This is a genomic window from Ruminococcus sp. HUN007, assembly GCF_000712055.1.
In the GTDB taxonomy this organism is placed as follows: Bacteria; Bacillota; Clostridia; order Oscillospirales; family Ruminococcaceae; genus HUN007.
The window spans coordinates 2,700,371-2,716,266 of the sequence record NZ_JOOA01000002.1; the positions used below are offsets into that span (position 1 = coordinate 2,700,371).

General features: G+C 40.0%; 5 protein-coding genes. All 5 read left to right on the top strand.

Annotated elements, in window-relative coordinates:
* The first annotated feature begins 1 nt into the window (after position 1).
* Positions 2–1,819: a hypothetical protein gene (locus CC97_RS15870; RefSeq protein ID WP_044976148.1), complete on the top strand. Its 1,818-nt coding sequence runs from the start codon at positions 2–4 to the stop codon at positions 1,817–1,819.
* On the top strand, positions 1,737–2,423 hold the full coding sequence (locus tag CC97_RS15875) for a hypothetical protein (protein ID WP_156036948.1): 687 nt from the start codon (positions 1,737–1,739) through the stop codon (positions 2,421–2,423). Before CC97_RS15870 ends, CC97_RS15875 begins: the two co-directional genes overlap by 83 nt.
* A complete protein-coding gene (locus CC97_RS15880; RefSeq protein WP_156036949.1) occupies positions 2,377–8,301 on the top strand; it encodes a hypothetical protein in 5,925 nt (1,974 codons plus the stop codon). Before CC97_RS15875 ends, CC97_RS15880 begins: the two co-directional genes overlap by 47 nt.
* 180 nt (positions 8,302–8,481) lie before the next feature.
* Positions 8,482–9,804: an IS1380 family transposase gene (locus CC97_RS15885; protein ID WP_044973808.1), complete on the top strand. Its 1,323-nt coding sequence runs from the start codon at positions 8,482–8,484 to the stop codon at positions 9,802–9,804.
* Positions 9,805–10,856: 1,052 nt separating this feature from the next.
* Positions 10,857–15,077, top strand: coding sequence for a hypothetical protein (locus CC97_RS15890; RefSeq protein WP_044976154.1), 4,221 nt, complete (start codon positions 10,857–10,859; stop codon positions 15,075–15,077).
* Positions 15,078–15,896: the final 819 nt, after the last annotated feature.

A 15,896-nucleotide genomic window follows, 5' to 3' on the forward strand; every position in this document is an offset into this window, starting at 1 on the left:
CGTGAATATTAAAACAGCTCCTTCAGTTTATATTGAAAGCGATACAACGGTTGGTGCTGTGTGCTGCAAGAACAACGGTGAGATCAGATATGTTACAGTTGATGCGAAAGTAAAATCAGCTTCAAACAGAGATCACGACAATGCAACGGCGGGTATTATCTGCGGTGAAAATAATGGTAAAATATTCGGCTGTATTGCAGACGGTACACTTGATACCCAAAACAACTATGCAGGTTCTTTGTGCGGTAAAAATAATAAGAATGGTAATATCGAAAGATGTTCATGCCCTGCTACGATCAATTTTTCAGATACTTCAAAGTTTATAGGCGGTTTCTGTGGATATAACTCAGGAAAAATATATGACTGTATTTTTGAAGGTTATCTTCCTCATAGTGAATGGAGCAAAACTTATATCCATAGTAATTCTACAGATAAAGCTTCCGAATACAGAAAGCGTAAAATTGGTGCATTTTCTGGTGAACTGGATACAACAACTGGTTATATTCAGAACAGCCTTTATAACGGACGTATTAATCTGACTGAAAATGAGTACAAACTGTTAGCTGCCAAGGCGAAAGATGGCGTTATTGCTGATGATAAGGCAGCACCTAAGGACTTTTTCTGTAATGGTAATTACGGTGTCGATGATAAAATGGCTAACACTTATCGTATTGACACATATACTTATAATGACGGAACAGAAACAAAAACAATTATTTGTCACGCTCATTATCATGATAAAAAATATGGAGATAATCAGCTTGAAAATATTACTGCATCAGAATATACGAAAGAAAACGGAACAGTTAAAAAGAAACTTAACAAGGGAAGCAATGCTGCAAGACCTACTGAAGAAGAACGTGATGCGTTTATCTGGATAGACGGAGAAAATTTCCCTCGTCTTAATCTTACCAAAGGTTCGACTTCAGCTGATATCACCGTGAACAATCGCTACTATGACCATACGGAGCAGCCTCTTATCAGTGAAGCTTCAATCGGAAAAGGTTTCGGAACTATCCTTTACAGAGTAGGTGAAACAGGTGACTGGTCTGAAGAGATTCCGAAAGGAACAACAGCTGGTAAATACACGATATATTATAAAATACAGGCTGGTCCTGGATATGAAAATTCTGCTGAAAAATCTGTAGTAGCAGAAATAAAACCAAGACAGTTAAAAATCAATGATGTAAGCGTTTCTTACACAGGACAGAAACTTAATGACGAGATCAAGAGCAAGGTTACTGTTGATAAATCGCTGATGAAGTTTGACGAGAACGGCAATGATACAGGCTACGGACTGGTTGAAGGTGAGTCATGCGGTATATTTGACGGATCATTACAGTTCCTTAAGGGAGCAGATGAGGCTACTGTAAATGAACCAGGTGATTACACAATAAGCGCTAAGTCCGATAATCCTAATTACGAACTGCCCCCTGGTACACTTACTGTTACTGCTCCATCACAGGCTGCTTCTCTGGTAAGACCTACAGCTGCTCCAATTACATACGGACAGTCAGTTGGTGAATCTGAACTTTCTGATCTCACCTCAACAGATACACCTTATGCCAAAAGCCCAAAATGGGAATGGGTAGAAGAAGATGCTCTTAAAGCACCAGAAGCTTCTAAGGAAGATAATAAGGGTAATCCGATTCCATATGTGTATAAAGCACGTATCGAAGTGGATCCAAACTATGATTACACTCAACTTAATGCTAAATATGACGGCGAGCAGGTGTTTGAACTTAAAACTGATACTGCAACAGGAAAAAACCTATGTTTATGCAAATGTGGATGTTGTTGTAAACAAGAGAACACTTAATGTTATCTGGACAGATCCTGAAGATAAGAAGTACACATACAACGGCAATCCAATTTATCCTTCGTATAAAATCGAAGATAAAAATGACGAAACGAAAACAGGTTACATTAGTGATGATGACAGCCAGAGATACACTACTGCGGTCAAGGTAACATCATCTAAACTTCCTGTTGATGCAGGAAGATATACAGCAACTGTAGAATTTAATTACAAAGAGAGACTTTCAGAGAACTATGTATTATCTGTTACACCTAAGGATTATGTCATTGACAAGGCAACTCTTAATGAAGTTGAACCTGTAGAAGTACATGTTACGTACGGCACAGACATGTCAGGTATAAGAACAGCGGTAAATGGGAAGATAAATGAAACATATGGTGCTAAATATGTATTAACATCTTCATTTAACATTAATGATGCAAACGGAAGAAAACTTCCTGATGACGCTGTTCCTGATGTTAGCAAAGATCCATACTCATCAGATATTACTTATACGTTAAACAGCGATGTAAATCCTGATACTAATCACGAAGGAAAATTCACAGCGAAAGTATATGTTGATCCAGCGGAAACATCTGTTTCTGTCATCGGAAAAAACTGTTGAATATAATGGTGAAGCGCAGAAACTTATCGATAAGGTGTCGCTTAAGAATATTGAGCTTATCAGCTTCCAGGTCGTAAACAAAAAAGGTGCAGTGGTTTCTCAGAGTGCCGGAACTGCATTTGAAAATGTAACTGCAACAGATGCTGACGAGTATACAGTATCATATACATTCAAACCTGACGGCAACCATAAGCTTCCGGCTGGTAATTTCACAGCAAACACTGACGGAACATATACTGGTTATGTATCTGCTGTGATCAAACCTAAGCCAGTTGATGCACGCTGGAACTCAAATGCAAAATACAACGAAAATAGTAAGGAAAACGAGATCGTAATCGGTACACAGGCAAATATTTCAGCTTATCTTGAAGACGAAGATGTTTTCAAACGCGACCTCGTTAATGGCAAGGCACCGAAACTCAGCACAGAGAATGGGAATGCAAGTACAGTAGGAGAATATACTGCTAAAGCAACTTTTGGAAACACTAACTACACGCTTGGTAATAATACTTATGATTACAGCATAGTAAAGATAAAAGATCTTCCTGCTATTCCGACTCCGTCGGCAGGTCCTATTACATACGGTCAGACTTTCAATAATGCTAAGCTGACTGAAGGATGGGCAGTAGATGGCACTGCACCACCTCCGAACGCTGGTGATCATGCAGGAATTGAAGTACATTATCCTGTAAGAGATGATATCTATGATTACAAAGACTTTCCGAACTATGTTTCTGGTGATGGCTCATCTAATGGCTACGTCATAGGATACGTAGATATCCTGGTAAATCCTAAGGAACTTACTGTTGAATGGGAAGACAAGAAAGAGTTTGAGTATAACGGTAAAGTACAGACTCCTGCAATCGTAAAGGTACACGGATATATCGATGAGCCTGAAGACTACGCTGATTATGAGAATGAATCAGAAGATGCTGAAAGAGCAAAGTACCCTGTAAACCCTGAACCGGACAAGGCAAACGATTATAACGGAATCGATGCCGGTGACCAGAGAGCAATACCTGTTATCAATGCAACAAAGAAAGATGACGGCACAGATCGTCCTGCAAACTACTTCATCGATCCTGAGGGCGAAACATACTACAAGAATTACAAAATAACTCAGCTTGGCGTGAAGGACATCGAAGATGTGAATGTAACTCTTGAGTACGATGAAGCAACATTAGCCAATGCACAGGAAAAGCTTCTTGCTCAGCTTAAGGATGATCTTAAGAAATCCGGAAAGAATTACGAGGATTATGAATTCACCGGAGAGTTCACAGCAGATGTAAACAATGAAGGAAAACTTGATGCCGGCAAAACATACAGCTATAAAATAACATACACATACAAGGAAGAGAAAGTAAAGAATCATTCGGGTTCTTTCAAGGAAAATGTAACAGTTACTCCATCTATAGTAACGGTAGATGTGACGGCGCTCAACCGTCCATATGACGGAACAAGCAAACCTCTTGTTACGGTAGAAAAATCAGATGCAGCAGTTGTTTCATTCACCGTAAACAATGTTGATTACCTTTCGGGAATCCCTGAAGCGATTGATGCCGGTAATTACAATGTAACATATACTGTAAGCACTGACGCAAACCATGTATTCAATGGAAGACCTGTGCCTGTCCAGGTAACAGTATCTCCGAAGAGAATTGAAGTACAGTGGAAAACAAATACTACATACAACGAATCATTAGAAAGAAACGAGATTGAATACGACGAAAAGAATTTACCGGAGGTAACTCCGGATCTTGAAAAAGGCGCTCTCTGTGAACGCGACAAGGATAAAAAGCTTGATTATTCGGCTTCACCTGAAGGTCATAATGTCGGCGACTACACAGTAAAGGCATCACTTGAAGATACAAACTATGAGCTTTACAATGATGAGTTTACTTACACTGTAACGGAAGGCAAAGCTGACATCAAGATAACAGACAAGCTCGAAGCAACATATGGTGATCCTGTAAGTTCAGTTAAGCTTCCTGAGAATAAGGAAGGCACATTCAAGTGGAAGAATCCTGACGAACCTGTCGGCCCAGTTGGCAAACAGGATCACTTGGTAGTCTTCACACCGGATGATGTATCAAACTACAAGAAGACTGAAATCACAGTACCGGTTCTCGTATACCCTAAGGATGTACATCTTATCTGGAACATCGAAAACGGTCACGAATTCACATTCAGCGGCAGTGAGCAGAATGTTACTGTAAGAGCAGATCTCAGAGATGTTTACGACGATGATGAAAAGGAATTTGCTGCTTCATTTACAGCTGACAATCTTGTAAATGCCGGCTCACACGAGGCAAAGGGTGTTATCAATGACTCAAACTACAAGATAGTTAAAGGCACTGAATCAAGAAACTTCAAGATTTTACCGAGCAGCGACCTCAAGCCGATGAGCTACTCTGAAACTTACGAATACGGCACAACAGCCAAGGAGATCTTCGATGACATCTTCGCTAAGCACTTCGGTGACTTCTCAGCATTTGCTGAACAGTACAGTGTGGATCCTGGATCTGTTGAAGTGTTTAAGAACGGAAAGAAGATCGATCCGACTAAGTATGCGAAGTACATTGAAGCGTGGGCAAAGTTACAGAGCGGTATGGTTGACAATGGAGTTATTGATCAGCTCAACCAGATAGGTTCAAGAATCTATAACAAGCCTGATTTTAATATCATGACATGCTACAGTGACTACAAGCAGATAGAGAGTCTTGTCAACAGCAACAGCGGACGTATTGTATCATTCATTCAGGCAGGTGTATTGCCGGAAGCTTCAAAGTATCAGAAACTCGTAGATGTTTTTGAAAGATATGAAAGCTTCAGAGACGCTGAAAATATCATGCAGGAAGTCGGCGATTATAAGATCGTTGTAAATTACAACCACATGGATGATGCTAATAATCCTGACTTTGAAAGATTCTTAAAGCTCAGCAGCAACTACCATCCGGCAACACTTACAGCAGAAGTTAAGATCACACCTCGCGTTATAAACAGCATTTTTGCTGACATTGACTCAAGACCGTACGACGGAACAACTGATCTTAAGAAGGTAAACGGATATACATTCTACTCTGAAAAGAACGGCGAAAAGAAGAGCTGGACTGTAGACGGATATCATACGGTCAACTGCCAGTTTGTCTCTCCTGACGCTGGTACAGACAAGATCAACACTGAAATAGTTCTTACAAACGAGAACTTCTGCTTCGGCTATGACTACAGGACAGGCGAGCCGGTAAAGAGCAAAAAGTTCTACAGCGCAGATACAGACGGATGCATTACAAAGGCAGAATTCCCGTACACTGTAAACCTTGAAGGATTTGCAGGTGAACGCTTAAGTTCAATTGCTGCACCGAGTGTTATCCACGGTACATTCAAGTGGAATGATACAGAAACACTTATCGCTGAAGGCGCAAACGATGTAGCAGCTTCAGAATACACATTCACACCTGATCCTAAGGATAAGTTCAACAGCAACTACGACATGAAGCTCACCGTAAAGGTAAACGGTGTCAAGAAGCCTGTAGAAACAGTTGTTGAGACAGCAGTTGAGACAGTTATCGTAACAGGTGAACCGCAGCCGTCAGAAACAGGCGTTACAGGAAATGCAGAAACAACTGCAGCAGTAACAACACCTGCTGGTACAGGTGTAACAACAGCTGATACTACAGAAAATTCAGCAGTAACAACAGCAAAGGTTACAGAAGCGACAGCAGATGAAACAAAGCCTGTTACAACAGCAGAAACTGAAGTGACTACTGATAAGATCACAGCAGAAACAACACTCACTGAGATCACATTACCGGTAACAACAACATCAAAGCTCATGGGTGAAGTAACAGAAGCACCTGCTATCGTAACAGAACCGGAAGCTGCAGCATCTGAGACAAAGCCGGTAACAACAGCAAAGGTAACAGAAGCAGAGGCTACAGAAGTTACAACAGCAGAAACCAAGGCAGTAACAACAGCAAAGGTAACAGAAGCAGAGACAGCAGGAGTTACAACAGCAGAAACAAAGCCGGTAACAACAGTGAAGGTAACGGAAGCAGAGAAAGCAGGCGTTACAACAGCTGAGACAAAGGCAGTAACAACAGCGAAGGTAACAGAAGCAGAGACAGCAGAAGTTACAACAGCAGAAACCAAGGCAGTAACAACAGCAAAGGTAACGGAAGCAACGACAGCAGGCGTTACAACAGCAGATACCAGGGCAGTGACAACAGCGAAGGTAACGGAAGCAGAGACAGCAGGCGTTACAACAGCTGAGACAAAGGCAGTAACAACAGTGAAGGTAACGGAAGCAGAGAAAGCAGGCGTTACAACAGCTGAGACAAAGGCAGTAACAACAGCGAAGGTAACAGAAGCAACGACAGCAGGAGTTACAACAGCAGAAACAAAGCCGGTAACAACAGTGAAGGTAACGGAAGCAGAGACAGCAGGCGTTACAACAGCAGAAACAAAGCCGGTAACAACAGCGAAGGTAACAGAAGCAGAGACAGCGGGAGTTACAACAGCAGAAACAAAGCCGGTAACAACAGTGAAGGTAACGGAAGCAGAGACAGCAGGAGTTACAACAGCAGAAACAACAGTAAAGGTAACAGAAGCAGAGACAGCAGAAGTTACAGCAGCTGAGACAAAGGCAGTAACGACAGCGCAGGTAACGGAAGCAGCTACAGCAGAAGTTACAACAGTAGTTACAGAACCGGTAACAACAGCAAAGGTAACAGAATCAGAGACAGCAGCAGAAGTTACAACAGTAGTTACAGAACCAGTGACAACAGCAGAGACAACAGAAGCAACAACTGCAGACGTTACTACAGCAGCTGAACTTCCTGAGATTACTCTTCCGGTAGTTACAACAGCTAAATTCATGGGTGATGTAACCGAGGATCAGTCAGTCGTAACAGAGGCAGTTACAACAGCTCAGACAGAAGCAGTAACAACAGAAGCTGATACAGGATCTGAAAAGACAGACCTTGAAAAGATCAGAGAGATCATCATCAACGAACCTGAAAAGGTTAAGCAGGAAGTACGCGAAGATGAAAAGATCAGCATAAACGGCGAACAGATCAGGCTCGCTCTTGAAGACAAGATGTTCTTCCAGGGTACAGAATCATTCGATTACCCTGTAAGACTGAAGGACTTCAACGCAGAAAAGGCATACTTCGACTATGCAGGATTCGGCTTCGAACTTCCTGAAGGATTTACAGTTGATCCTGATTCACTCAGCACTGACCTCAAGGGTAACATAAAGTACTACGCACCTGACAGCCTTGAAGCTCTTGCACTTTCAGCAAAGACAGGCTATGCAGCAAAGGGCGGCTACGTAGTATTCCGCGGAGTAGAAACAAGAAACCTCGCATCTGACGCAGTACTCTTCACAGTTAAGATAAAGGTTTCAGATACACTCGATACATGCATCAGCAAGATCGGCGTATCAGCACTCTACGGCAGACTTACAGAAAACTCAAAGCTCAATGCAGACGGAACAGTTGAACCACACGTAGCATTCATCGACAACAATGCCGGTGACCAGCTCTACACAAAGGAAACATCAACAGTAAGCATGGGCGTAAAGGGCGACGTAAACCTCGACGGTAAGGTAACACAGGTAGATGCGACTGTAATACTCCGTGAGATCCTCTCACTTGAAGTATTCAAGAAGTCACTTCTCGCTGACAACATCAACTTACACGACGGCACACCGGAAGAAGGCGTTGCACTTTCACACTTCTTAGGTAACGTAAACCAGAGCCCGAACGGCCTGTTCACACAGATCGATGCAACAAGTATCCTCAGAGGTATCCTCGAAAGAGATATGAACGGCGACAAGATCGTTACTGAACAGATCTGGAAGAAAGTTACTAACAAGTGATGCTTTAACCTGAATTATTCATCGCGGCATAAAGAAACTCTTTTCAGCCACATAATCATGTAATTTAAAAAGTTTTTCATGTTTCACCTAAAAAGTGAAGCTATGGTATAGAAAAAGAGCTTCAAATTTGTTATAATTGAAATCGCCAAACAACAAAATAACAAAGGAGAAGCTCTCATGATTAATAGTATAAGCGATTTTTCATTTAAATTCAATAGTTCTGTGAAATTTAATTTCGATGGTGGCGATTTAACGTCAGATTCCGGTGCCCTTTTGATAGAAGAATTCATGCATGTAACAGGTATAAAAAAGCTGTTTCAGCTGTTTAAAACAAAAGATTCCGCTGTTAGATTTCACACTGACGCAGATAATCTTCATCAGGCAATTTCACAGATTTTTCTTTCATACTACAACGATTACGATGCTAATGAGCTTGCTCATGAACATGTTCTCACAACTTCCCTAAACAAGGATCGCATTGCTTCACAGTCATCAATGTCAAGATTTTTCAGCCGCGCAGATGGAACTACAATCAAGCAGCTTAACTGTATACTGACTGAGTTAAGAAGAATAGCTTATGCAATTAAAAGACCTGAATTCATAGTCTTTGACTTGGATTCAACATTGCTTGATACTTATGGGAATCAGGAAGGCACAGCCTTCAACTTTCATTATCAGAACGTTGGATATCATCCATTACTATGCTATGATGCATTAACCAAAGACCTCATTGGAGCTGAATTACGCGAAGGATCAAAATACTGCAGTAAAGATGCTGCAGATTTTCTTGAACCAATATTCAAAGAGTATACTGAATCATATCCTGATATGAACTGTATGCTCAGAGGAGACAGCGGTTTTGCCGCTCCGGAAATATATGATCTTTGTGAAAAGTATGGTATCAGCTATGTAATCAGGCTGAAGGAAAATAATGTACTCAGACAGCTCGCAGAAGCTAAACTTAAAGATTTGAAAACAGCTGTAGATTTGAATTCGCTTGACTATGCATGTACATACGGAGAATTCGAATATCAGGCTTCCTCGTGGAAACACCCGAGACGTGTTGTTTTCAAAATTGAAAAACCATACGGCCAGATGATTTACATGTACACCTTTGTTGTTACTTCAATGAAAAGCGAAGCGCAGCAGCTCATCAATGCATACTGTAAACGCGGTGCTATGGAAAACTTCATCAAGGAAGGTAAGAACGAATTTGGATTCCGACATGTCAGCAGTAAGTCGATGACTGTAAACGCTAACCGATTTCTTATCCATGCGCTTGCATACAACATCTTCAATCTGTTTAGAAGATTTGCCTTGAGTAAAAGACTTAGAAACTGTAATGCCAATACTATACGTATGGCTATATTCAAAGTAGCAGGAAAAATTGTATGCAAGTCCAGATACAAATACTTTAAGTTCTGCAGCAATTGCGTACACAAGAGCGATATTATAGAAACGTATATCAATATTCAACAGCTTTATGTACAGCTGAATGAATAGTTGTGGAAAACCAAGTATTTTGAAAATCGAAAAATCAAAAAAAATATATTTACAGGATAGGTGTACCATCTCGAACTGTTTTATAGTGGCAAATATTCCGAATTTTCACTTTTGAAAATTGATTTTTAGAAATTCATAATTTTTCACAGCGTTCCGAAGTTTCGTGAATTATTCGGGTTTAAAAAGATATCATCAAACCGAATCAAAAATAAATAAATTGCTTGTCTGACGAAAACGTCCGGCACAGAACAGCCACTCCAATACCCCGGAGTGGCTGTTTCTGCGTTACGGGGAAATATGCTGAACTCTTATCCGGCTCACCTTAGTGAAAATCCGTTTTATGGCAGATTATACGACAGAAAAGACGGGTTTTGGACTTTCTGAAGCCCGAAATTTCGTGCATTGAACTGGTCATTTGATGCTTGTATTATTTTTAGGGCGAAAAAAGCGAGGTGAAACTGCACAAAGGAAAACTGCAAAGTAAATTAAACGTTTTCATTGCGGAAATTAGGCGATGTCAAGGCAAAATAAGTGAACCCTACCAGCATTGTTGAAAATGTCGCAATATTGACGAAAACAGCGATTAAACATCAAAAACTTGAAAAATGAATAATTTTTCAGAAAGATTTGTTCCGGCTAACCAGGGCGGCTTTCGACAGATTTATTGTGCTAAATGACAGTAAAGCTAGAAACTAAGCATCATCAATTTTACGTTATACTCTTCATTGTATTAAAATTATATGTTGTACACATTTCTCCGGGAAACCACAATTTTAATTGGGCTTGCAATAAATTTTTGTGAAATTTTTCTGTTTGAACACTATTGAAAATACAATCGTAATTATGTATAATAAACTCTAGACGCTGTTTTTGTGCAAGTTTTACAAAGAATGGTCGAAAGTGTGCATAACGCACATGCAAGGGACGGGACCGTGCAAAACTTATGTACAAAAGCAATATGGTGCGTATTCGAATGCGTGTTTCATGAGAAGGACATCAGCTGCACGACGGATTTTTAATTTATTTATTTTCTGAAAGGTAGGTATTGTTTGATGGACATTAAACGATCAAACAGAATCAAAAAGGCCGCTGCCATAGCAGCATTAGTGCTCGTAGTAGGCGGCGCCAGCGTTGCAGCTGAAACTGGAAATGCGGGATTATTTGAGAAGGACATTATTTCAGCAGATGCTGTTGATACTACTGTTGTTCCAATTAGCACGGCTGATGATTTTATAGCATTTCTAAGCAGAAATCCTGAACCAGGAAAAACACTTACAGCAAAGCTTACAGCTTCTATTGAAGTTCCAGGCGGTTATGATAAACTGAAAAAGGGTATGATCATTTACGGTAACGGAAACACGATTACTGTAACTGGTGTTAAAACTGGTAATGGAAGGAATGCTAGAACAGATAAGAAACCTCTTTTTAAAACAATAGAAGAAGGGGCAAAAATAGAGAACGTAGCTATTCAGGCTGATGAAATTAATCATGACGATGCACGAGGCGTACTTTGCAATATAAATCGCGGTGAGATCAGATACGTTGATGTAAATGCAAATGTAACCGCAAAGAAAGATAATACTGGTATAATTTGCGGCGAAAACCACGGTAAGATTTTTGGTTGTGCAGTTACAGGTAAACTTAATGTGGAAGGTCGTACTAATGCCGGCGGTATCTGCGGAACTAATCATACTGATGGTATAATTGAGCGATGCAGCTGTGAAGAAGAAATAACGTTTAATGATGACGCTGAGACTGTTGGTGGTCTTTGCGGGTTAAACAGTGGTAAGATTTATGACTGTGTTTTTAAAGGAATGCTTCCAATAGAAACTACTTCTGCTCCTCGTGGTGCAGTTGATGTGTGCCCAGAATATGGCTATGCTAAAGAAGTTGAGAAATGGGTTTGGGTTGAAGATGCATGGTTCGGACATGTCGAAAAAGTTACTGTAAAAAAGTATTATGCAGACCTTTGTAATCGAGCAAATCATAGTGCTAGAGAAATAGGCGGCCTTTGTGGAAAGATGGACGATATAGGTACCATCGCCAATACTCTTTATAATGGTCAAAGACATGTTACTAAAACTGGTATTGACTATATTGAAACACATAAAGATGAGGCAGATAGTAATTATGAGTACAAAGTGGTTAATGGCTATGAATGTATCGGAAAATGCGAAAAAGAAGAAAATATGGCCAACTGCTTCCGTATAGATACCTACAAATATGATACTAATGGCGACGGAAACGAAGATGGTACACATTTTAGTTTGATACACTATCACTTTAATAAGTATGATTCAAATCATACTCCTCGTAAAGATTATGAGTATACAGACGGTACAGTTGTAAATGAACTTAATGCAGGTAATGGTCTTGTTGGAGAAGAACATACTAACGTTTGGGTACAGGGCAAAGATATGCCTGAACTTAACCGTTCTGCCGGTGTAGTTAGTTATACTGCTCCAACAAAACTCAACCGTACTTACGATGACACTACAAAACCACTTGTTAAAGCGGGTAAAGTAGACGCTGGTGCTGAACCAGATGCATTCCTTTATACACTTACGCCAAATGTCGAGAATTCATGGAGTGAATCAATACCTGAAGCTAAAGATGCAGGTCAGTACAGAGTTTACTATAAGGTAGTTGTTGAAGAAGGTTCAAGATATACGTTTGTACCTATTGATAACGGTTACGTTGATGTTACAATATCTCCTGCGGAACTTACTGTAACCTGGCCGGATGAAAAAGACAGAACATTCTCTTACGACGAAAAAAATCATTCTGTTGTTCCTACAGTATCAGGTTATCAGGGCGACGATGCAGATCTTGTAAAGTTTACAACAACAGGTGACACTGTTAATGTCGGAAAATTCACCGTTAAGGCTGAACTCGACAGCGCAAAGCAGGATTCAAAGAACTACATACTTACTGATGAAGGATGCGAATGCGAGATAACAAAAGTTCAGGCAACAGCTCCTAAGATTAAAGAATTAAAAGCGACATACGGCGATACATTGGAGAAAGTTGCTCTTCCGACAAACAGCAAGGGCGTATTCGAATGGAAGGATTCAAAGGAAACTCTTGTTGGTAATGTTGGAAAACATACTTTCAAAGTTATCTATACTCCGAACGACACTAATTATTTACCTGTTGAATTAGATGCAACAGTATATGTTTCACAGAAGAAAATTAAGCTCCAGTGGACAGGTAAACATGAATATACATATGGTGATGAAATCAAGATAACTGCAGATTCATCAGATATTTTCAGCTACGACAGACCTGATACGAAAGTCACAGTAACAATTCCTGAAGAAAGAAATGCTTCAGAAACTGAATATGTAGCAAAAGCTTCGGTCAACAATGGAAACTACGAGATTGATGGTGACGAGTTTAAATATAAGATCAAAAAGGCTACTCCTTCATATTCAGAAGCACTTGAATTTACTGTGCCATACGGCACAAAATTAGGAGATATTGACCTTCCTGACGTTGATGGCGGTAAACTTAGCTGGGTGAATAACGATTATGTTGGAGATGTTACTGGTGAAACAGGACGTTCTTTTGACGTGATGTTTGTTCCTGATAATCAGACTAATTACACTGTAAAGACTCTCAAGGCAACAGTAAATGTAACACCAAAGGAAATCGAAGTTGAATGGACAGGAGATACTGAGTACAGTTATGGAACAGCTGTTAATCTAACAGCCGATAAAAAGAATGAAGATGATATTCTTGCTGAAGATGAAAGCAATGGTGTAGAGATTTCAGTAACTGGTAATACTGAAACAGCAGTTGGTGAATATACAGCAACAGCAACGATCAACAGCGGAAACTATACAATAACCAATTCTACATGCCCTTACAGCATAGTTAAGGCTAAACCATCAGTACAGATCACAGAAACAGTATCAGCGGTTTACGGACAGAAGTTAGGCGAACTTGATCTTCCTACAGTAGCAAACGGAACACTCAGCTGGAAGGATGAAGATAAAGAAGTACTTGTTGGAGACAAGGGTGAACATGTAGTTGAAGTAACATTCACGCCAGATGAATCAGCAAGCTACGAAACTGTAACAGCAAATGTAACAGTGGTAGTAGCAGCAAAGAAAATCAAGCTTCAGTGGACAGGTGAACATGAATATACATATGGTGATGAAATCAAGATAACTGCAGATTCATCAGATATTTTTGACTACGACAGAACTAATGAGACAAAAACACAAGTCTCTGTAACAATCCCTGAAGGAAGAAATGCTTCGGAAACTGAATATGTAGCAACAGCTTCAATTAATAACGAAAATTACACAATCGAAGACAACGAGTTTAAGTATAGAATTAACAAGGCTACACTTGCATATTCAGAACCACTTTACCTTGATGCAGTTTACGGTCAGAAGGTAAGTGAACTTCCACTTCGTGAAGTTACTGACGGAAAATACGAATGGGTAAATGCAGAAGAGTATGTTGGTGATGTAACCAAGGAAGGCGAAAGAAATACTCGCAAGCTGATCTTTAAGCCTGCAGATACAGTAAACTTTAATGAGTTAGAGGTAGATGCATTAATAAAGGTAACACCAAAGGAAATCGAAGTTGAATGGACAGGAGATACTGAGTATTATTACGGAACAGAAGTAAATCTCACAGCCGAGAAAAAGAATGAAGATGATATTCTTGCTGAAGATGAAAGCAATGGTGTAGAGATTTCAGTAACTGGTAATACTGAAACAGCAGTTGGTGAATATACAGCAACTGCAACGATCAACAGCGGAAACTATACAATAACCAATCCTACACGCCCTTACAGCATAATTAAGGCTAAACCGTCAGTACAGATCACAGAAACAGTATCAGCAATTTACGGACAGCAGTTAGGAGAACTTACTCTTCCTACAGTAGCAAACGGAACACTCAGCTGGAAGGATGAAGATAAAGAAGTACTTGTTGGAGACAAGGGTGAACATGTAGTTGAAGTAACATTCACGCCAGATGAATCAGCAAGCTACGAAACTGTAACAGCAAATGTAACAGTGGTAGTAGCAGCAAAGAAAATCAAGCTTCAGTGGACAGGTGAACATGAATATACATATGGTGATGAAATCAAGATAACTGCAGATTCATCAGATATTTTTGACTACGACAGAACTAATGAGACAAAAACACAAGTCTCTGTAACAATCCCTGAAGGAAGAAATGCTTCGGAAACTGAATATGTAGCAACAGCTTCAATTAATAACGAAAATTACACAATCGAAGATAACGAGTTTTAAGTACAGAATTAACAAGGCTACACTTGCATATTCAGAACCACTTTACCTTGATGCAGTTTACGGTCAGAAGGTAAGTGAACTTCCACTTCGTGAAGTTACTGACGGAAAATACGAATGGGTAAATGCAGAAGAGTATGTTGGTGATGTAACCAAGGAAGGCGAAAGAAATACTCGCAAGCTGATCTTTAAGCCTGCAGATACAGTAAACTTTAATGAGTTAGAGGTAGATGCATTAATAAAGGTAACACCAAAGGAAATCGAAGTTGAATGGACAGGAGATACTGAGTATTATTACGGAACAGAAGTAAATCTCACAGCCGATAAAAAGAATGAAGATGATATTCTTGCTGAAGATGAAAGCAATGGCATAGAGATTTCAGTAACTGGTAATACTGAAACAGCAGTTGGTGAATATACAGCAACAGCAACGATCAACAGCGGAAACTATACAATAACCAATCCTACACGCCCTTACAGCATAATTAAGGCTAAACCGTCAGTACAGATCACAGAAACAGTATCAGCAGTATACGGACAGAAGTTAGGCGAACTTGATTTTCCTACAGTAGCAAACGGAACACTCAGCTGGAAGGAAGAGGATAAAGAAACTCTTGTCGGAGACAAGGGTGAACATGAAGTAGCTGTAACATTCACACCTTCTGAGCCTGATTGCTATGAAACAGTAGAGGCAAATGTAACAGTTGTAGTAGCAGCTAAGCCTGTAAATCTTACCTGGAGTAAACAGAATGAATTCAATTATGGTGAAAAAATAATCATTACTGCTGATTCAAACGATATACTTGCTGAAGATAAGGAAAA

Excerpts from the sequence above, each read along its gene's own strand:
- CC97_RS15890 (WP_044976154.1), top strand. The coding sequence starts at position 10,857 with ATGGACATTAAACGATCAAACAGAATCAAAAAGGCCGCTGCCATAGCA.